Source organism: Enterococcus sp. DIV1283b (assembly GCF_051710965.1).
GTDB classification, from domain to species: domain Bacteria; phylum Bacillota; class Bacilli; order Lactobacillales; family Enterococcaceae; genus Enterococcus_B; species Enterococcus_B lactis.
The window spans coordinates 53,995-74,991 of record NZ_JBIOLR010000003.1; the positions used below are offsets into that span (position 1 = coordinate 53,995).

The window sequence follows — 20,997 nt, forward strand, 5'->3', positions numbered from 1 at the left end:
ATGTACGATAAAGTAAAGAATCGTTTACCGTATCCTGTTTTAGATAAATTAAAAGCAGTACGAAATTACGGACGTAGTGTTTATTTGTTCAGAAAGGACAAGCAGCGGTTTTTAAAAAATTTCTCACGAAAAAATACCGTTGAAGAAGAACAGCTGAAAGCTCGATTGTTATTTTACAGTCACTCTGTAGAGAAGGGTTTATCAAGAGAGAATCTACGTTATGGATTCGGCAAAACAGTAGTCCCAGAATTATATGACTTGGTCAAGATCTATCATTCTCAAGAATATAATCCGTATAACGTCGTGTATTTGAATGCCTTGTCCGTCTTGAACCAGTATATCAATCTTCATCAAGCGCGAGGATACGATATCGAGAGTTTGATAGATACGGAAGAATTCATTACTACTTATTTGAGTTATGATTTCAAAATCGGTGGAATGAACGAGGTCAGATGTGAAACTGTCAATGAAAAAAAGATCAAGAATTTCAAAGAGCTGGCTCTCGGCAGAAGTAGCGTCCGAGATTATCAGGAGTCAGCGGTAGACGTGAAAAAAATCAATGAAGCGATTGAAATCGCCACGAAGTCTCCGTCTGTCTGCAATCGGCAAAGTACACGTGTACGAGTGATCCGCAATCAATCTGTCATCGAGCAGGCATTACGTATTCAAGGTGGTTTCAACGGGTATAGCTGTCCGCCGTGCTTGCTTCTGATCACAACCGATACTAGATATTTTATTGATGTAACAGAGCGGAATCAAGTATATGTAGATGGCGGTCTGTTTGCGATGTCTCTTTTGTATGCACTGGAGTATGAAGGTCTTGCGGCATGTGCTTTGAATACGATGTTTGATCCGAAGAAAGAAGCGGCTACAAGACAATTGCTAGCGGTCAGTGAGGCGGAGAATTTCATTATGTATATGACGGTCGGCAATTTTAAAAAAGAATATAAGGTACCTAAATCTCACAGATTAAGTGTAGATGAAATAACGACTTATATATAAGAAATAGAGGGATAGGAGGTAAGAACATGAAACGTATTTGTGTATTATCGGTCTTTGGCACGAGACCTGAGGCAATCAAAATGGCTCCATTGGTTAAAGCATTGGAACAAGACAAGCGTTTTGAATCTAAAGTAGCAGTAACTGCACAGCATCGGGAAATGCTTGATCAAGTTCTTGATGTATTTAAAATAACACCAGATTACGACTTGGATCTTATGAAGAAAAACCAAACTCTTCCGGAGTTGACTTGTAAAATTTTAGAAGGATTGACACCGATTCTGAAAAAAGAAAAACCGGATATTGTGCTTGTACATGGAGATACGGTCACAACGTTTGCCAGTGCAGTCGCAGCCTTTTACGAGAAAATAAAGGTTGGACATGTAGAAGCTGGTCTTCGAACGAGAAACAAATGGTCACCATTTCCAGAAGAAATGAATCGGCAGCTAACTGATGTGATCAGTGACCTTTATTTTGCTCCTACGATTGAAAGCAAAAGGAATCTGATAGAAGAACATCATTCGCCAGAATCCGTGTTTGTGACAGGTAATACAGCGATTGATGCAATGGCTTACACCATTAACAAGAACTATCAGCATGAAGCACTATCTGATAAGAATGACAAACTGATCTTAGTAACAATGCATCGTCGGGAAAACATGGGTGAACCAATGCAACAAGTATTTCGAGGGATTGCTCGAGTTGCGATGAATTATCCCGAAGTGCAGATCGTGTTCCCTATGCATTGTAATCCCAATGTACGAAAAGAAGCACAATTAATTTTAGGGGAAATAAATAATGTTCACTTGATCGAACCCTTGGAAGTCGATGATTTTCATAATTTTGCGGCCAAAAGTTTTCTTATTCTAACCGATTCCGGAGGCGTGCAGGAAGAAGCACCTTCTTTAGGTGTACCAGTATTGGTTTTACGGGATACGACTGAACGGCCAGAAGGTGTAGCTGCAGGAACACTGAAGCTGATTGGGACCGAAGAGGAGACTGTTTTTCAAGAAGTCGTGCGATTACTTGAAGACGAAGAAGTATATCAATTAATGGCACGAGCTTCTAATCCATATGGTGATGGAAAGGCTAGTGAAAGGATTTTATCTTTTCTTTTGTATATGTTTGGACATACAAAAACGAAACCTTCTGAATTTTCAACTTCTATATAAATTTATTTATAAAATGATTTTAAGTAGCTAAATATTTTTTTGATAATTAAGAAATAAGGACTTGTAGATAATAAGAATATATTATTTTTATGTCAGGTGTTACTTTAAGAATCACCTCCTTCAGGTGTTACTTTAAGAAACACCTGAAGGAGGTGATTCCAATGATTAATGCAACTATTTAAAATAGGAGATTGTCGATGATGTTTGTGAATTATAATATTTTTTACCGAAGGGGGTAAAAAAACAGGAAGGGAACTCTATTTTTCATATTATAATTTAAGTACATTAAATAAATGGGGGAGAGAAACAAATGAATTACAAAAAAGGAATAGCATTTTTGATGATTTCTACTACTGTGTTAGGAGCAACAGGCATGCATACTCTTTCTAGTTTTGCAGAAGAGTCGACAGTAGAAACGACAAATCTTGTAGAGAAATCAGCTGCACAATTAATGCTAGATCCATATACAGTAGGAAAAAGCAGTACCATCACAGGAAGCTATAATGGGACCAACGGAGCGTTTATCCGAGCAGAAGTAAATGGGGAGAAGAAAGCTTTAGTGAGCCCTAAAGACTTGGCACAAGGGAAAATCAACTACTACGTTGGGAAAGACTTAAAAGCCGGAGACAATGTCGAAGTAGTGATCTTTGATAAGAATTATCAAGAAATCGGGCGTCAAAAAGTGACACTCGAAGAACATGTAGCTGCACAATTAACGCTAGATCCATATACAGTAGGAAAAAGCAGTACCATCACAGGAAGCTATAATGGGACCAGCGGAGCGTTTATCCGAGCAGAAGTAAATGGGGAGAAGAAAGCTTTAGTGAGCCCTAAAGACTTGGCACAAGGGAAAATCAACTACTACGTTGGGAAAGACTTAAAAGCCGGAGACAATGTCGAAGTAGTGATCTTTGATAAGAATTATCAAGAAATCGGGCGTCAAAAAGTGACACTCGAAGAACATGTAGCTGCACAATTAACGCTAGATCCATATACAGTAGGAAAAAGCAGTACCATCACAGGAAGCTATAATGGGACCAGCGGAGCGTTTATCCGAGCAGAAGTAAATGGGGAGAAGAAAGCTTTAGTGAGCCCTAAAGACTTGGCACAAGGGAAAATCAACTACTACGTTGGGAAAGACTTAAAAGCCGGAGACAATGTTGAAGTAGTGATCTTTGATAAGAATTATCAAGAAATCGGGCGTCAAAAAGTGACATTCGAAAAACATGTGGCTGCACAGTTGACATTAGATTCTTATGAAGTAGGAAAAAGCAGTACCATCACAGGAAGTTATAATGGGATCAATGGAGCATTTATCCGAGCAGAAGTAAATGGGGAGAAGAAAGCTTTAGTGAACCCTAAAGACTTGGCACAAGGAAAAATCAACTACTACGTTGGGAAAGACCTAAAAGCTGGAGACAATGTCGAAGTAGTGATCTTTGATAAGAATTATCAAGAAATCGGACGCCAAAAAGTGACTATTTCTGTGGAACAGGTGTTTAATATTTTAGGTATAAAGTATCCTTCTGGTGAAAATAAATTATTGATTACAGTGAAGGATCATAAAATGAATATTAAAGAAAATACATCTTCTGCTCATACGATGCACGATTATTGGGGAAATGCTATTTATTTTTCAGTAAATGTCTCTGGTTCTAATGGAGAAACACTTTACCAAAAAGGTTGGAAAGGAAACGACAAAGTTAGTTATCACGATTTGGGTACGTATGACATACCAGAAGGTAGTACAGTGGTGATGTATCATGCAGAAGGAACAGGGTACAGATTTACTACAAATGATGATGCGGAATTAAAATCTAAAGCAGGACACACGTATACGTATAAAATGGAAGACAATCGTTTAGTATTGAAAAATGTAGAATAAAGTTAGGTGATTTGGATTAAATAGAACAGATATTAGATTTTAACAAATGAGTATCAGACTAAGTAATTGCTTACTTAGTCTGATCTATTTTTATAGGCTCTTCTACAAGTATTTATTAAGAAAGTGAGTTTCTTGCGAAACCACTCAGGAAGCTGTGTGGTTAAGGTATTAACCATTTCAAAAAAGTAGCTCGTATTTTTTTGTTTATAGTGATAGATAAGGAATTGACAGGTGTCATAAGCCAGCTTCAACGTAGTAGCTAGTAATTCATCGATAATGGCTTTTTCAGCGGACGTTTAAAAGAATAATTGTAACGATAGCGTGAGCTATCTAATAGATAAGAATACTTATTTAATTACTGGGCCTTCGTTTTTAATCCTACATTTTATACAATAAGAGGAAGTGTAATCAAAGTGTCCATGAATCACGTAAGATGTAATACCTCTGAAAGCCAATTTGTAGGGGAAATGATTATCTGTTAAACCAAGTAATTTTTTAGCATGATAGTCCATAGAGATAGCTTTTCTTGATAGAATTTGTTTTTAACAACTTAATTCTATCAATTTGTCTCTCTCTCTTTTTTTTATAACCTTTTTACATCTAAAAAAAGCTGTTGGCGAGTTTCATCAGCATCAAAAAGTATAGAGCTTTTTTACTCTAGACAAACGTTTAATTGTGAATGATATTCGCAGTTTAAACGTTTAGTACTTAACTATATAGGTTATTTTGAGATTAATATCAATGATGAAAAAACAATCTATTAATTGTAGAATAAACAATTACGTTAACACTTGTTGATAATTTTGTTTCAAAAGATCACTTAAATTGAAAAATGATACTGTATTTCTAATAATGAAATTGTTATCAATATAGATAAGTTTTCAAATAATTTCTTTTGAATTTAATTTTATTGGAATTTATATCCAGAGGATATTAGTAAAATAGATATATCATTCGTAATGTGTACAGGAAAGAACTTTCTATGGATAATTTTTTCCTGTATTCTCCCTTTTATAAATAATTCTTTGCAATAGCTGTCGGAAAGAAGGAGAAATTATATTGAAGAATGAAGATTTAAAGGAATATCTTAAATTAATCTGGTATGCAAAGGGAATTACTTATGAGGAATTTTGTTTAAAAGTAAGTGGTTCGATTACAAATAAAAATAAATGGTTTAGATTTCTAGTACACCATCATTATGTTTACAAAAATGGAAGAGATAAGTTTTATCTGAGTGAATCAGGGAATCAGCTTTTAAAAAGATTATGAATAAAGAAAGGAAGGAAAAATAGTGACAATTAGATATCCTAAATCTAATTGTCACTATTGAATTTAATGCAAGTGAAAATGAAAAATTACACGACCATATTTGGTGAAAAAATTACTGGTTATATCATTCATGATAAGTATGAAAAGATAGTGATTGTATCAGATATAATTGGAATCAAACATGTAGTATATAAATCAGATATATAAAATGCTTTTCGAAGTTTTTTATCACATTAAAGGTAGAAATTAAGGTGAGGGAAAAGAATGAAAAAAACAAGTATATTATTATCGACAGCCTTATTATTGGGACAATTCATTAGTTGTTCTCCAATAATTTTAGCAGAAGAGGAACAAACTAATGCTTTGACGGAACAATCAACGACAAGCGATGCGGAAAATGCAGCAAATGAGGGTTTGAATGTAGTGTTGGAAGAAACCACAACAACAGATACATCAGAGAGCAATAGTGATCAACCAACAAAGGAAACAACGGATAGTACAACCGACTCTTCGACCAATAATACTCAATCGACTGATTCGAGACCAGAAGAAACAATTCCTAGTACTTCTGATTCAAACTTGAATCAAGAGCAAACAAAACCTTCAGAGTCTAAACCAGTGACAAAGCCAAATGCCACAAAAAAGCCAACAAATAATCAAGAAGTCAGCCGACCAGAAAAGCCTGTAGAGACTAAACCCAAAGAAATATCGCAACAAGTTCCGTTTGCAGGAAGTTATTCCACAGAATCACAAGCAAAAAAAGAGGAACCGTTGCAAGTGGAACAAGCAAACAAAAACAATGAAGAAACGAATTCATTCATAGAAAAAACTTCGAAGATTGTGGTGACTGAAAACGAAGAATCTTATGAGGCTATTCATTTTGAAAAGAATAAAAATGTGGAAAGTTTTATTCGTAAAATTGGGGAATCAGCAAGAAAAGTGGGGAAAGCAAACAATTTATATGCTTCAGTGATGATCGCTCAGGCTGTTTTAGAATCTGCAAGTGGTCAAAGTGCATTGGCTCAAGCGCCGAATTATAATCTATTTGGTATTAAAGGAGAATTTAACGGAAAAAGTGTTTCTTTTGCGACACAAGAAGATGTAGGAAACGGAGAACTTTATACTATACGAGCAAGTTTTAGACAGTATAAGAATTACGAAGAGAGTTTAAACGACTATGCAAAACTTCTTAAAGAAGGACTAACTGGAAATCGTGATTATTACCATGGTGTATGGAAAACGAATGCCAAAACTTATCAAGAAGCAACCAGATTTTTAACGGGGCGTTATGCCACTGATACGAAATATGATCAAAAGTTAAATGGCTTGATTGAAACTTATGATTTAACAAAATATGATAAAGAAATAGCTGGGCCAGAATTAAGCCAAAAAGGCTATATCGTGCCAATGAAAAACTATACGATTTCAAGTCCTTTCGGAGAACGGGGAGGAGAGTTTCATCGCGGAGTAGATTTCGCAGCAGCACAAGGCGAACCTATTTATGCAAGTAAATCTGGTGTAGTGATTAAAGCAGAATTTTATCCTTCTTGGGGAAATGTTGTGGCCATCGAACATGAAGATGGTAACACCACTTTATATGCGCACCAACAAGAATATCAAGTAAAAGTTGGGGATAAAGTCGAACAAGGTCAAATCATTGGATATGTTGGTTCTACAGGAAATAGCACAGGCAGTCATTTGCATTTTGAATTTTGTGTAGATAATAGTTTAGTTCAATCTCAGTTAAGGAATCCAATGGATGTTTTAAATACTATAGAAAAATAAACGATAAAAGAAGGAGGCATTAATCTGCTTCCTTCTTTTATTACAACCATTTGAAGGAATATATAATACAAATATTTTTATTTGTAAGTAAATATGTTAGGAAAAAAGCTGGATGTTTTTTTTTTATTATACTTGTAGTTATTGTTACAAAAATAGGAAAGGTGGGGACGTATGTTTGAAAAATATATGGAGAAAGATTTAATACGTAAAATTTCAATTATCAATTTACTATGGGAAAACCAGCAATTGACTTCAATTGAATTAGCTGAGTACTTGAAAGTAACTACTACAACTGTTAAATCAGATATTAAATTTATTAATGTATATTATTGTTTAGAAGACACTCCATTGATTCTTTCTAGTTCAAATGGTTATTGTATTGCTATTAAGGAGAAGAGAAATAAAGTAGATTACCTAAAAAAAATATACAAGGATTCTCTATTTATAAGAGCTTGCTGTTATTTTTTAAAATATAATTTTAAAGAAGTAAATCAGTTTGCGGATCAAGAATTTATTTCGAAATCAAAAGCTTATTATTTAAGAGATGAGGTTATTATTTACCTCAAAGAGGTACAAGTATTAAATTCATCAGGGGAAACAGATGAATGTCGTTTACGATTTTTGTTGACATTCTTTCAAATGAAACTGGACGAAGAATTTGTTTCTATTTCTATGAATAATCAACTTGTTTTTTCTCAATTATTTGAAGAATTTGAAAAAGTAGAAGTTTGTTTGCTTTCTAATTATTCTAAACAATATGCTAGTATCTTGTTTCAACTACACTTTAATCGAAGAAATAAAAAAAAATTGTCTTTTGATGAAAATGCTTTAAATGTCTTACGAACCACAGAAGTATATGAGCGGTTAGCTCAACCCATTATATTATTTTTAGAAAAAGAATTACATGGTCAAGCAAACGAAGAAGAAATTTTCTTCTTTGTTTTAATATTTAATATTATGAATTCTAATTATTTTGATGAAACTGAGATATTAGAGAACTATCAAAGTTATGTAAATCTTATTTCTCATTCTCCTAAACTGTTATATAAAGATTTAGTTTTATTATTTGAAAAAGAATTTGATATGCCTTTAGGGGGAGAAAAGCTCTTTGAGGCTACACTTATTTCATTTTTGAGAAAATGTATATTAAATTTACAAATTTTGATTCCAGAGGAACATTTTGAGCTAGGAAATATTGCAGAAGTACCTGTAGATATTTGTTTGCGAATAAAAAACATATTTTTGGAATGGAATAATTTAACGAGGTTAGATTTAAAATATTCCGACAATCACATTAAATATTTTACGTCAAAAATATACTTTTTATTAAGTAAAATAAAACGTCCACAGAATCTTTATCTACTGACAAGTTTTTATACTGACTATTTATTAGCAAAAGAAATTTTGGTTAGAGAGTATGGAAATATTGTTTGTATTCAACAATTTAATCCCAATAAAGAATTATTTACTTATGCTTCAAATGATTTAGTTTTATATGATACTGAGTATGAAATCTTAAAAAGATTACCATGTTTAAAATTAAAAATTTCGTATGTTTTTGATTTGATAGAACTACAAATAATACGAGAACGTTTATTTGGCTACGATTTGAAAGGAATTACGTGCAATAGATATGCCTACTAGTATTAGTTGTCATTTAAAAAAGAAATAACGGAGGAAAAGCAATGCCTTTTTATATTGTTGATAGAAAAAACTATGTCGTACATGAAAGAGAATGTTCCAAAGTACCTACTGAAGATCAACAATTTCCTATAGGATTTCATTTAGATGGGGTCTCCGCTGTCAAATATATAAAATCATATTATACCCATCTTAATTTTAAAGGAGGAAAATGTTGTTGTCGGTCCTGTTATATAAAAAATCGTCAATATAAGAAAATTTAAGGAGGTGATCATTTTATAAAGTGTTTGAATATTTACTTTTAATATGGGAGAGAAGAGTTGTACTTTCACCCTTATTTAGTTATGTGACATCTTTCATGTGTATTGCCACGGAGAAATTTTCTTTACTCATGATTATATTTTCGTGGTAATACATTTAACTAAACTAATCTCATAGATTCGAATAAAATATAAAAAGATGTACTAAGGTGGTTTTATGAAAAAGTTAAGCGATTATCCTAACATTGGTAAGAAAACTGAAAAACAATTAGCTGCAGTAGAAATATATACAATCGAAGAATTAAAAAAACTCGGAGCAGAGCAAGCATGGTTAAAAATCAAAGAAATAGATCCTTCTGCTTGTTTGCATCGATTATTAGCTTTAGAAGGTGCAGTTCAAGGAGTAAAAAAAACATTAATAGATCAAATGAGACAAAATGAATTGAAAAATTTTGTAAAACTATACAATAAATTAAATGAAGAACAAAATAAGAAATAAAAGATTTATTATTTTGCCTTTTTGATTTTTAAAGTGCATTTTCACTCGATTTGAGTAACCCAATTAAATATCATAGATCCCTTCTGTGTATTATTAGTGTCTAATAAGGGTATATCTTATATAGACAAAAACTAATGATGGAGGAAATAGTATGAGAATATTTTGTAAGTATCTACTGATAACTTATTCTCAAATGTTGTAAGGATTTTATTCATTTGTTAATATTAAGTAACGGAACTCCAAAAAAGTCCGTGCTCTAATTTGCAGTCTCTCACTTTTTTAGAGTGAGAGTTTTTATTAGATTTTCAAATTAATTAATAAAATGGATAGAATAAGTTGATCATACAAATCATAAGAAGAAGCAGAGTAATAGTATGCCTATGCTTCTTTTTTTATGTATTTAGCTATTTATTCTTTACAATATCGAACATACGTTTGTATAATATGGAAGAATGGAGTGTTATTTATGATGGATTATTCAAAAGAGCCAGTAAATGATTACTTTTTAATCGATATGAAAAGCTTTTACGCTAGTGCCGAATGTGTAGAAAGAAATTTAGATCCATTAACGACTGAATTAGTTGTCATGAGTCGAGCTGATAATACTGGATCAGGGTTGATTTTAGCTTCTTCACCAGCTGCAAAGAAGAAATATGGTATTTCTAATGTCAGCAGACCACGGGATCTACCACAGCCTTTTCCTAAAGAATTACACATTGTCCCACCAAGAATGAACCTATATATAAAGAAAAACATGGAAGTAAACAGTATTTTTCGTCAGTACGTCGCAGATGAAGACTTATTGATTTATTCGATCGATGAGTCGATTCTAAAGGGAACAAAATCGCTGAACTTATTTACGACACCTGGTACAAGAAGTGAGAGACGCAGACAGCTCGCAAGACAGATACAGTTACACGTTTACCGTCAAACTGGTTTGATCGCCACTGTCGGGATCGGGGACAATCCACTTTTGGCTAAACTTGCCTTAGATAATGAAGCTAAGCATAATAAGGGATTTGTTGCGGAATGGACGTATCAAAATGTGCCAGAAAAAATTTGGACGATTAAAGATATGACGGACTTTTGGGGGATTGGCTCACGAATGAAAAAAAGACTGAATCATATGGGATTCTTGAGTATTAAAGATTTAGCCAATTGGGACCCATACGCGCTCAAGAGGCAATTAGGTGTGATTGGATTGCAAATATACTTTCACGCAACTGGCATTGATCGGACAGATATTGCAGAATCACCAGAACCAACCAAAGAGAAATCTTATGGTAATTCTCAGGTCCTACCAAAGGATTATACAAGGAAAGAAGAAGTTGAGATCGTGGTGAAGGAAATGGCGGAACAAGTTGCTGCACGTATTCGACAGCATAAGTGCAAGACTGGTTGTGTTCGCTTGTATATAGGGACGTCGATCATGGAAACAAAGTCAGGGTTTTCGCACCAAATGAAAATCCCACTCACTGATAATACGAAAGAGCTTCAGTACTATTGCCTTTATCTATTCAACAAATATTATGAAGGACAAGAAGTAAGGCACGTTGGAATTACTTACAGTAAGCTGGTTTATACTGATTCTCTTCAGCTAGATTTGTTTAGTGATCCACAACAACAGATTAATGAGGAGAAACTTGATAAGATTATAGACAAGATTCGACAGAAATATGGGTTTACGGCAATTGTTCACGCTTCTTCTAAGTTAGAAGGCGCACGTAGTATTACTAGAGGTACGTTAGTTGGTGGGCATCCAGGCGGAAACGGAGGGCTTAATAATGATTGATTATAACGATCGAGGACGTTTGAAATGGGCTGGATTTTCTCTTTCAGATCACACAGAAAAGATCGATGCTGACGTCGAGCAACGAGCTAATCAAAACTTGGCCAAGGAACAGATGACGACTGAAGAAATTACGGAAGTGTTAAACGTTGCTGTCCTTAAAAGAAAAGTTGTTTGTATCCAGAAAGAAGAACGAGATTCTGAAGGCTACTATCCTGATGATATTATTGGTAAAATCAAAGGGCATGATGAGCTTGGAATCTTTGTCGGTGATTATAAGCTGCATTATGATGAAATTCGACATGCTGAGATTCAAGAGTTAGATAAATGGAGTCAATTATGAATATCATTCGGCAGTATGAGTTAGGGTATATTACTTTTGATCAGTTATTAGAAGATATTTGGGGTTATGGTCAGCGATTAATCAAAGATGTTGGTGTAGATTGCTTCAGTTTCTATATTGCTGCAAGTTCAAGATATCATGATGATCAATACTATGTATATCCATATGGGCGATTATCCTATTAAATCCATGAAAGCATGTAATTGATTTTTTAGGCAAGTACGAGATATTGCAGTGTTTTAGAATATTTGATATACTCTCATTATCAACGATGTTCTGTCGTTGTTCCCAAACTTTTCAATATTTTGCAGTCTTCTGTCCATAATAGGCAGAAGTTTTTTGTTTTTCTTCATAAATATTGAATCCATTTTTTTTTAGTCGGTATAATTTTATCGTAAAATTATTTTTATTATGAGGGAACAATGAAGCGTTATCTTTTTTTGTTGGCAAGTATTAGTGTATTGACTAGTATTAGTGTAGGGGAATCTGTATCTGCAGAGGAAATAAACACAGAAAATTCCACAGTTGTTACTGAAGAAACGAGGATTTCTACTGAAGATACACAAGTGATCAGTGAGACACAATCTTCAATGGAAACAACAACTACTAACGAGACAAGTAATGTAGAACAACCACAAACAGCAATTATTAATGGACAAGAAGTTATACTGGAAGCGCCAGAAAAAGCAGGACAAAGTGAAGCGAATACAACACAAGCACCAAAAGAAGCACTAATGGATGGTTCGATGAGCCGTAGTTCAAGAGCTGCAGTTAAAACAATTCCTATGTATCGTCTATTCAACCCTAATAGTGGAGAACATTTTTACACACGAGATACTGGAGAACGAGATCATTTGAGAAAAATCGGTTGGAATTATGAAGGAATTGGTTGGCAGGCGCCCACAAGTGGTGATCCAGTTTATCGCTTATACAATCGCTATAACGGCGAGCATTTCTATACGTTAAATGCGAAAGAGCGAGATAGCATTACAAAATAAGGCTGGACATATGAAGGAATTGGTTGGTACTCGTACAAAGGAGCGAATGGGATTCCAGTCAGTCGTTTGTACAATAAAAAAGTTAATTGGCACCATTATACGCTAGATGAGAACGAAAAACGTGTGATTACCAAACAAGATTGGAAATACGAAGATGTAGGTTGGTATGCAGTTGGAAATGGTCAGCAAAGCAACGATGATTATAAATTATTGGGTGTGAAAAACTATAATCAGTATGCGTTAGGTGCGCCTAGCGGTTGTGAAGGAGCTTCTCTCTTGCAGGCTTTGCAATATAAAGGAAAGTTAACCAACTGGAGTTTGAGACAATTCTTGAATACGATACCTAAGTCACCGAATGGCAATCCAAATAATGGATTTGTTGGCAGTCCGTTTGTTGAAAATTCATGCACATATTCTGCTATCTACCCTGCTCCATTGACTACTTGGGGACAAAAATATGGGAATGTACAAAATATTTCAGGAAGTTCTATGAATACGTTACTTAATGAAGTGAAGAACGGAAATCCTGTGGTTGCATGGGTAACTATTAACTTCCAACCAGTTCGCTGGGGAAATTGGAGTTTTGGTGCAGCGGTCAATAATAACCATGCAGTGACACTTGACGGGTACAATAAAGGAAGTAATCAGGTACATGTGTCTGATCCAATCAGTGGCTCTTATTGGATGAGTCGTACGACATTCGAGAATATCTATAATGCTCGTAAATATGCGGTTGTTGTTCGTTAATGAATAGCAATGTCATGAACGATTAGATATGCTATAATTGAACGGTAGAAAAGTAAAACGATGGTGGCTAATCTCTTAATAAAGGGGTGATGCCTATGGTTCATAGCTTTATCCCTAGAAGGGAGTAAGCAAGTGTCAACTTTTGAAGCAATTCAACTGATGATCGCTTTTGCGACGTTAGTTTTGCTGATAATTGACCATAAGGACAAAAAATAACCATCTAAACACTTTGACAGGGCGTTAGATGGTTTGAAAAAACAATTAATAACTGTCACCGTCTTTTTAACGGTTCTACATAGGGGGCTATGTTAGTGCATAGCTCCTTTTTCTTATCATAAGTATAGCAAAGTAGTGTGAAAGTTGCAAATATATTGAAAAAGTATATAATGCTCGTAAATACTTTTTTATTGTTCTATAAAATAGAAAAGACATATTCAGGGTTTTTATAAAATATAAGTTATAATTTATATTTTATAAATTGTAAAAAGGAAGATTTAACTCTTCCTTTTCTTTTTATTCTTTTTAAAAATTTTTTCTCTCTCTTGTTCTTTTTTTCTATCTAATATTCTGTTATAAGTTTGTAATTCTTCATGATTGAATCGTGAGATTCTTTCGTGAATTAGTTCTTCTAAAAGTTCATAAGTATAATCATTGTCAGGAGTTGCGTCTAATAGTGCTGTAAATTCACACCAAACAATAGCAGGTATACCTAATGATTTATTATTAATTTTTAGTACGTCTTCTTCTACATGTATATTTTCTAGTAGTTCTGAATTGTCAGAGGTAAAAGCTGATTTAGGTTTAGGAATTGATTTGTAAGAAGTATCTGGTTTGGACTTTGAAAAGAACCCTGGTCTGTTATCAGTCATTTTAGTTTTCTCCTTCAAATAATTTAATTCTGTGAATAAAGTCTTTAGCTAGAGGAACAAAGACTTCTTCATAAGCTAAATTATCCCAATAAGTGTCTGTGTTTAATCCTGTTCTAGGTGTAGATTGTACTCTTTTTACGAAAGGAAGTATGTTGTCAAATAAGTTTTGTTCTCCAAATTGTTCAATAGCGTCTTTAACAACTGTTTGATCTATACTTCCCTTACTTAATTGATTAGGTAAAATTCCGACAATTTCAGTTTTGCAGTTAAATTTTTCTACTAGTGGAGTTACTTCTTCGGTTATATAATCAGAAACACCATCTAAACTATCAGACTGAGTTTGGAACGCCATAATAATATAATCTGAAGCATAGGCAGCATTTCTAGTGAAATCTGACATAGTTGGCGGTGTATCGATTAATATAAAATCATAGTCTTTTTTTATAGGTTGTAATAAGTCTTTTAAAACGGAGATTCTATTTTTCTCTACTTCAAAATAATTATCATCTATACCTTCAATGGCGTCTCCATATAATTTAGTAAGATATTTAGGGAAATTTTTAAAGTCTATATGTGATGGAATACAATATAAATTTTCAATTATTGGAACAACTAATTGTTCTAAATTTCTTTCAACTATTCCAGCTAACATAGTTTTATCAATAATAAATATTTCATCGTCTTTGGAGTGATAATTCTTAGTTAACAACATAGTTTTAGTTGTATTTGCTTGAGGATCAGCATCGACTACTAAAACTTTAAATCCCATATTTGCTAGCACATAACCTAGATATCGAATAATAGTTGTTTTACCGACTCCCCCTTTAGAATTAGCTACGGTAATAGTTAAAGGACGATTAACAACATTTTTGTAATCAAGTACATTTTTTAAATTTTCTGGCGTTAATTCCATATTTTAACCTCCCAAATATAAAATATAAAATATAATTTATAAAATACAAATTATAAATATTTACAGTAATATTGTATCACAAGTATTCTCTATGTCAATTATAATTTGCAATTTATATTTTATAATTTATAAATTATAAATAGAAGCTGATATTTTCTTTACAAAGTAAACTAAATATTGTAGTTTAGTTTTAGACAAAGATTTTTATTTACAAAATACTTAATCATATGATATCGTAATTCACGAAAAAATACATAAAAAAATAGAGACGGAAAATATTGACTTTGGTCGGATCAATATTTTCTGAATCACATGAAACGGACTCATGTGTTCGCGCTCGTCTCAATAAATAATTAAGTAGTCTGGATAACTACTTTATTGTTTAAAAATGTGCTTAAATTATAGCACATTTGGAGCGAGCAGTTCAATAGATAGAGCTATAGTTTTCTAGGTTTTTTACAGAAATTTAAGCCGAATATTGAAAGAGAACACAGAACAATTTTTAGAATTGGCATGTGTTCTCTTTTTCAATACAATTCGGAGGAAATTTTAAGATGGAAAACTTAGATCAATGCTATAGAGCTTTGCTAAAACAAGGCATTCGTACATACAAATATCGAAACAGCACCATGAAGCCTGTTGGGTATGAGAATACTAACAGGAATGGTGCTATCTTTGCGTACCGTAGTAAACAATTGATGAATGCAGGGCGTGGCATGGTTATTACGTCTGAAGAAGCGATTTTAGAAAATGAGTCTAAACTGACCCATTGGACACCAAATGTTTATCGATATGGAACTTATGCGGACGAAAATCGTTCAGTTGTCAAAGGACACTCAGAAAAGAATTTAAGTCAAATCAATACTTTCGTCGTAGATATTGATTCAAAAAATAATCATCAAGGAGAGATTTTCTTAGCTTGTGTGGACGAATTAGGATATATGCCAACACTCATTTTAGAATCAGAGCAAGGCTATCAAGTTTACTTTGTGTTAAAAACACCTGCTTATGTGACGAAAAAGAGTAATTTCAAGGTCATTGAAGTGGCAAAACGTATTTCTACAACGATTCGGACACAATTAGCTAATCAATTATCAGGTATCGATGTCGGGTGTAATCATTTTGGCATTGCGCGATTTCCAAACAAACAAAATATCGTGTTTTGTGAGCTAGAAAATCAATATTCTTTTTCTGATTGGTTGAACTGGTCAATGAAAATGGCGTCTAACCAAAAATTTGAGGCAGAAAGAAACGCTAAATTGATTGTTTTTCCTGAGAAAAAAGAATATCGACAAGTCGATGAACCGTGGTTTGATTTATTGTTACGTAAAGCAAACATTATTGGTGGAGAAGGTCGTTTAGGACGGAATAACGTGATTTTTACACTCTCTCTAGCTTATTATTCTTCTGGTTACGGACAAGAAACTTGTGAGTATAACATGTTTGAATTTAACGAACGCTTAAATGAGCCGTTGTCTGAAGGTGAAGTGCGAAAGATTATAAAAAGTGCGTATTCTGGCAATTATCAAGCAGCCAATCGTGACTTTGTTTTGGAATTATGCCAAGAATGGGTCGCTTCAGACATTCAAGAAAAAGAGTTATTTATCCAACGTCGTGGTTGGTGGAAGTTCAAGAAACCACGTGAACAACGAGAATATAGTCATAAACATGAATGGCAAGAAGATATCATGCGCTATTTGAGCGCAAAAAGTGATCTTCGGATGCCTTATTTGAAACTGTCCAAAAAAGAATTGTCGGAACAATTAAATATGCCATTAAGAAGTCTGGATCGTGCATTAAGTGCCTTAAAGCAAGAACACAAAGTGTTCTACCATGTCAAAAAAGGGCGTGGTGGCGGGCTTTTACTTGCTTCTGTACGTGTGTTAGTCGCAAGCTTGATTCAAGCAAAGAAAGAAGAAAAAGAAGCCTTTATTCAAGGGATCATTGCGCAATTTAAACTAACAATCGATGAATGGACAAGCACAGTTAAACAACTATTACCTGAGAAAGAAGCCCAAGAAATCAGGCTATTTGAAGTCGATACAGGTTGAAAAAATAAAAGACGCCAATTGCCATTTACAATATATCTTTGATACTTCTAGGGGTTTTCTTAGTCTGTTTTGTTATATCTTTGGGTGTCTTTTTCTCTTTATTTAGTTTTCTAGGTCTGCGCTATTATTACGTATGTAATGATGTGTAGCTATCTGAAGGAGGGGTTTTTATGTCTATGAAGTTGTATGTGTATTCTCATGCGGTAAATGTTTATATTTTGCGGTATTTAGGTATGCCTGTAGAACAATTTTGTGAACTTTATGGTTTTAATCAGGGAACTGTGGCTAGTTGGGTAACGAGGGAGCGTTCAGTAGAGACGTTGCCTGCGTCGTTTATTTATGCTTTATCTTTGGCTTCTAGCCGTAATATGGGGGAAATCTATGAAGAGCTATTAAAGCTGCAAGATGAATATTATCGTTATCGTGAACGTGTGGGATTTAAAAGAGGAAAAAAAATAAAAAAAAGATTAGACTAATTTATTATAATTTTATATATTACAATTTTTACAATAGAATTTGTTGTTTTATCTGTATTTATTATTAATAAACAATTAGTCTAATTCATAATCGTTGGTTTTGGGATCATAATCGTTAATCTTGAAACTTTTGCGAACTATTGTTCCCTTTTTAATTTTCTGTTATTCTGTTGTTGTAAAGATTTTTACAATAATTCGGTTTATCTCTATCTGTTAAAGTATTTCAATAAAATAATAGACATAAATTTATTATATATTTCTGTTTTTTTAACTTGTTGGATTTTCAGGTGGAAATAAATATATGATGTTAGATGAATAGACCAATTGTTTAAATTCATTCATGAATGAATAATAATATTAGGAGTAAAGGAGGAGAGAAGTCTACTGTTATCAGCTTTTTTATAGACAAAACAACAAAATTAGTAAATTTATTGCAGATTATCCATGAATATGCTATTTTATTTTTAGACATTCTAAAATTAAAATGAATTTAAAAGTGAATACACTTTTTTTGTTATGGTGCGTTGCTGTGCAATGTAGAGCCCAACAAAAAAAGGAGTGGTTTAGAAATCTCGCTTAGAAAGAGTTGGCGCTCTGTCTAAGGTCATAGATTTCTACCCCGACCGTTATCTCTAGCTTAACGGTGCTGCTCCTTTTTGCCGCAGGGATTCCTGCAACATGAACAATAATATCATAAATTTGTGTTAATGAACAATCATGTATTTTATACTTGTATTAGTTTTATTGCCATTTTATGGAGTAGTGTATCTAGTTTTATGAGATATAGTGCGTATATTATTTTTCTGTTACAAGGAAAATTCTGTGACATAAAGAGAGAGACTGTTATTGCTTCTTTTGAGGTAGTAGCTAGTCTCTCTCTTTTTTTGTTGAGTTCCATATTGTTCGACAACAAGTTGAACAATCATAGTTTAACACTTTTAAAGGAGTTTAAGCAATGTTTGAAAGATTTTGTACAGTAGAGGATCTGAAGCGTCAAGCCATTACGATCAAGCTTTATAACAACAGTGTATGGGCTAATTTAGGAGACGGACGGTTTATTAATCGTCAAACGAGGCAAATCCGACCAATTTCTTTGCTTTACCGTTCTACTCGAACTGTTGTGGGTGTGAATCATCAAGTGATTGCGAAGCGTAAAAAGAAACGAGAAGGACTCTTGTTTTTGGAGAAACCCTACAAGACAAAACACATGTAAGAACGAAAAGATTTTTCTTGTTTGCAAGTAAATCTCTTTACTTGTGAACACTTTTGACCCTTGACAACTGAATAAAAAGAACACAATTAAGGGTGTAAGAAAACCGTCTGTTTTCTAAATGAGGAGGTGGAAAAAATTTAGAAGGGGATACGAATGTTTTCTTACCAGTCGTAGATATTCTCGCTGTCTAATCTACGGTCGTGTTTTGAAGGACAGTACCTGAAGGCGTAGTGACCCTTTGGGATGAGTGTGTGAGGGCAAGTTGCGGAGAAATAAGTAGCGCAGGTAAGGGTTACCTCGGTAACTATCTGTTAGCAGAAGGATTTCTGATACTTGGTACATTTCGAGTGATTTGTGGTTCACAGGTTGAGCATTTACCTAACATGCCAGGTTATCGTTTTACCTAACAACGAACACTAACTTTTATTTAAATTACTTTACGATTTACTTGTAAACAAGAGAAATTTTTTATCAGGAGGCATCTAAAATGACAGAAATTCAACAATTGATTTGTTTTTTAGAATCTGGAAAACGTAAGGAAATTTCGATGGCTGAATATATTTCTCTTCAACAAAGAAGAAAGAAATGGTCAGAAAGACGTTATCGTCAGTTATTGGCAGAATTATCGAGAAGTCAGGCGATTCCTCCAAACTATGTTACTCAAAATGGGCAAGTTGTCCGAATACTAAGATTAAGAACTGCTTAGGTTTAAAAAAGTAGAGAGGACACCAATCAAAAATTCCAATGGATTATAAGTGAAGATCAAAAGAAAATGAATTAAGAGAAGGAGTAAATGCCTATGGTAAAAATTATAGGGAAAGATACTGGACATGTGTATCTTTCTTGTCAAAGTCAAACAGAAGCGAATGAATGGATTTTAGCAAAAAAAATAGTTGAGCCATTAGTATTTCTTATTCTCCCTGGAAACGAGGGAATTGTATGAGAACAAGTTATAATGATTGTCCTCTAGTCGATGGGTTTAGTCGGAATTTCAATTTACAAGAAGAACAAAAAATGATTCGACGTTTCGAAAAAGACATTTTAGCTGAGATCAAGAAAAGAAAGGATCGAAAGCTTCTAGTAAGTCAATATATTGCGAATTTTTCACCTAAGGAAAAACGTTGTTTTCTCGGTTTTTTGAAGCTATTTGAACGAGTGAAAGTCTATTACCAATTGGAAGAAGGTATGTCACGCCAATATTTGATTATGGCGTAAGACAACTGTTATTGCTAGTCAATGAAATAGCAATTTTGGAGGATAATCGTAATGAACAAAAGAAGAATACTGGGGCTTATTGTAGGACTTTATCTTTGTATAGCAGTATCTGGGTTTATTATTTATAGGATAAACAATCAGCTAAATAACGTGATTGTTTATCTAAGAGAGAGGTTTTATCTAGAAGATCTAAATGCAGGACTACAAATAATGAGTTGGATTTTATTCGCTATGATAGTTATGTTAGTCATATTCATTTGGGAAGTTTTTTCAACAGTAAAAAAACTATCTAATCAGAATCAAGAGACTGTTGAATCGAGTTTGGAAGTGAATTCAGAAGAAACAGTATCTGACCAAACAATCAAAAAACAGAAAGAAATAATGACGATTTATTTGTCTAGTGGAGATTCGTTTTTTCATGAAATAGATTCGGTGAAATTTAGTAGTCAAGAAATAATTGAGAAATGGCAAAATATGCCTTTAGGTGGCGAGCTGATAGTTGAAGATCGTGCGGGATGGTCATCATATAAGATGGAGGAGATTGTAGCTATCACGATTTTGTTTGAATAGCATGAGGAAGCTACAGCATTTGATCGTTGAATTGAAAGAAAGACTAAAAAGTTATGTCATAATATGCGATTTGTCGGCAATTTTAAGGGGATTTATTAACGTTAGAAAGCATTAATAAATTTCTTGACACGACTGAAAAGGAGCATTTTTTGGAAGTTCGTAAAAGGATGGAAAGAGAAGGAATGAAAATGAGCGTGGCGTTCACGTGAATAGAAAAATAACTAACAAATTTCAGTTACTTTCGCAGGGAAGTAACTGAGATTTGCTAGTTATTTACTAGTGAAGACTAATGTTCATTTTTAT

The 20,997-nt window shown here is 33.6% G+C and carries 20 protein-coding genes and 1 pseudogene; 19 read left to right on the forward strand and 2 right to left on the reverse strand.

What is annotated here, in order from left to right; all coding sequences use genetic code 11:
• The 12 genes and pseudogenes from IGJ53_RS15610 (at position 1) to IGJ53_RS15665 (ending at position 13,603) form a co-directional block, all read left to right on the forward strand.
• Positions 1-1,002, forward strand: coding sequence for a nitroreductase family protein (locus IGJ53_RS15610; RefSeq protein WP_438750767.1), 1,002 nt, complete (start codon positions 1-3; stop codon positions 1,000-1,002).
• Positions 1,003-1,028: 26 nt separating this feature from the next.
• Positions 1,029-2,171, forward strand: a complete 1,143-nt coding sequence (wecB, locus tag IGJ53_RS15615; protein ID WP_438750769.1) for a non-hydrolyzing UDP-N-acetylglucosamine 2-epimerase — start codon at positions 1,029-1,031, stop codon at positions 2,169-2,171.
• Positions 2,172-2,481: 310 nt separating this feature from the next.
• Complete coding sequence (locus tag IGJ53_RS15620) at positions 2,482-4,056, forward strand: immunoglobulin-like domain-containing protein (RefSeq protein WP_438750771.1); 1,575 nt, start codon at positions 2,482-2,484, stop codon at positions 4,054-4,056.
• A gap of 1,059 nt (positions 4,057-5,115) precedes the next feature.
• The gene (locus IGJ53_RS15625) at positions 5,116-5,325 is read left to right on the forward strand and encodes a hypothetical protein (RefSeq protein ID WP_438750773.1); all 210 of its coding nucleotides are present in this window, start codon (positions 5,116-5,118) and stop codon (positions 5,323-5,325) included.
• A 264-nt stretch (positions 5,326-5,589) separates the two neighbouring features.
• A complete protein-coding gene (locus tag IGJ53_RS15630) occupies positions 5,590-7,110 on the forward strand; it encodes a peptidoglycan DD-metalloendopeptidase family protein (RefSeq protein ID WP_438750775.1) in 1,521 nt (506 codons plus the stop codon).
• Between the two features lie 171 nt (positions 7,111-7,281).
• A complete protein-coding gene (locus IGJ53_RS15635) occupies positions 7,282-8,754 on the forward strand; it encodes a helix-turn-helix domain-containing protein (protein ID WP_438750777.1) in 1,473 nt (490 codons plus the stop codon).
• A gap of 474 nt (positions 8,755-9,228) precedes the next feature.
• Positions 9,229-9,510 carry a TfoX/Sxy family protein gene (locus IGJ53_RS15640; protein ID WP_438750779.1) on the forward strand — a complete coding sequence of 94 codons (282 nt, stop codon included), beginning with the start codon at positions 9,229-9,231 and terminating at the stop codon, positions 9,508-9,510.
• Between the two features lie 466 nt (positions 9,511-9,976).
• Complete coding sequence (locus IGJ53_RS15645) at positions 9,977-11,302, forward strand: Y-family DNA polymerase (protein ID WP_438750781.1); 1,326 nt, start codon at positions 9,977-9,979, stop codon at positions 11,300-11,302.
• The gene (locus tag IGJ53_RS15650) at positions 11,295-11,642 is read left to right on the forward strand and encodes a hypothetical protein (protein ID WP_438750783.1); all 348 of its coding nucleotides are present in this window, start codon (positions 11,295-11,297) and stop codon (positions 11,640-11,642) included. The genes IGJ53_RS15645 and IGJ53_RS15650 overlap by 8 nt, the downstream gene beginning before the upstream one ends.
• The gene (locus IGJ53_RS15655) at positions 11,639-11,827 is read left to right on the forward strand and encodes a hypothetical protein (protein WP_438750785.1); all 189 of its coding nucleotides are present in this window, start codon (positions 11,639-11,641) and stop codon (positions 11,825-11,827) included. Before IGJ53_RS15650 ends, IGJ53_RS15655 begins: the two co-directional genes overlap by 4 nt.
• Before the next feature lie 237 nt (positions 11,828-12,064).
• Positions 12,065-13,387, forward strand: a pseudogene (locus IGJ53_RS15660) (C39 family peptidase).
• 132 nt (positions 13,388-13,519) lie between these two features.
• Positions 13,520-13,603, forward strand: a complete 84-nt coding sequence (locus IGJ53_RS15665; protein WP_219336905.1) for a putative holin-like toxin — start codon at positions 13,520-13,522, stop codon at positions 13,601-13,603.
• A 278-nt stretch (positions 13,604-13,881) separates the two neighbouring features.
• Here the strand turns inward: IGJ53_RS15665 and IGJ53_RS15670 are convergent, their stop codons facing one another.
• On the reverse strand, positions 13,882-14,256 hold the full coding sequence (locus IGJ53_RS15670) for a hypothetical protein (RefSeq protein WP_025481679.1): 375 nt from the start codon (positions 14,254-14,256) through the stop codon (positions 13,882-13,884).
• A 1-nt stretch (position 14,257) separates the two neighbouring features.
• A complete protein-coding gene (locus IGJ53_RS15675; RefSeq protein WP_016631595.1) occupies positions 14,258-15,169 on the reverse strand; it encodes a ParA family protein in 912 nt (303 codons plus the stop codon).
• Positions 15,170-15,723: 554 nt separating this feature from the next.
• On the opposite strand from IGJ53_RS15675, the gene IGJ53_RS15680 reads away from it, so the two are divergent.
• The 7 genes from IGJ53_RS15680 (at position 15,724) to IGJ53_RS15710 (ending at position 20,694) form a co-directional block, all read left to right on the forward strand.
• Positions 15,724-17,220 carry a primase C-terminal domain-containing protein gene (locus IGJ53_RS15680; RefSeq protein WP_438750788.1) on the forward strand — a complete coding sequence of 499 codons (1,497 nt, stop codon included), beginning with the start codon at positions 15,724-15,726 and terminating at the stop codon, positions 17,218-17,220.
• Between the two features lie 170 nt (positions 17,221-17,390).
• Positions 17,391-17,696 (forward strand): type III secretion system protein PrgN, encoded by a 306-nt coding sequence (locus tag IGJ53_RS15685; RefSeq protein WP_438750791.1) that lies wholly within the window; start codon positions 17,391-17,393, stop codon positions 17,694-17,696.
• Between the two features lie 955 nt (positions 17,697-18,651).
• Complete coding sequence (locus IGJ53_RS15690) at positions 18,652-18,909, forward strand: hypothetical protein (RefSeq protein WP_201065434.1); 258 nt, start codon at positions 18,652-18,654, stop codon at positions 18,907-18,909.
• Between the two features lie 487 nt (positions 18,910-19,396).
• Complete coding sequence (locus tag IGJ53_RS15695; protein WP_201065436.1) at positions 19,397-19,615, forward strand: hypothetical protein; 219 nt, start codon at positions 19,397-19,399, stop codon at positions 19,613-19,615.
• A 93-nt stretch (positions 19,616-19,708) separates the two neighbouring features.
• Positions 19,709-19,852, forward strand: coding sequence for a hypothetical protein (locus IGJ53_RS15700; protein ID WP_201065438.1), 144 nt, complete (start codon positions 19,709-19,711; stop codon positions 19,850-19,852).
• On the forward strand, positions 19,849-20,124 hold the full coding sequence (locus IGJ53_RS15705; RefSeq protein WP_201065440.1) for a hypothetical protein: 276 nt from the start codon (positions 19,849-19,851) through the stop codon (positions 20,122-20,124). The genes IGJ53_RS15700 and IGJ53_RS15705 overlap by 4 nt, the downstream gene beginning before the upstream one ends.
• A 51-nt stretch (positions 20,125-20,175) precedes the next feature.
• Complete coding sequence (locus tag IGJ53_RS15710; RefSeq protein WP_201065443.1) at positions 20,176-20,694, forward strand: hypothetical protein; 519 nt, start codon at positions 20,176-20,178, stop codon at positions 20,692-20,694.
• Positions 20,695-20,997: the final 303 nt, after the last annotated feature.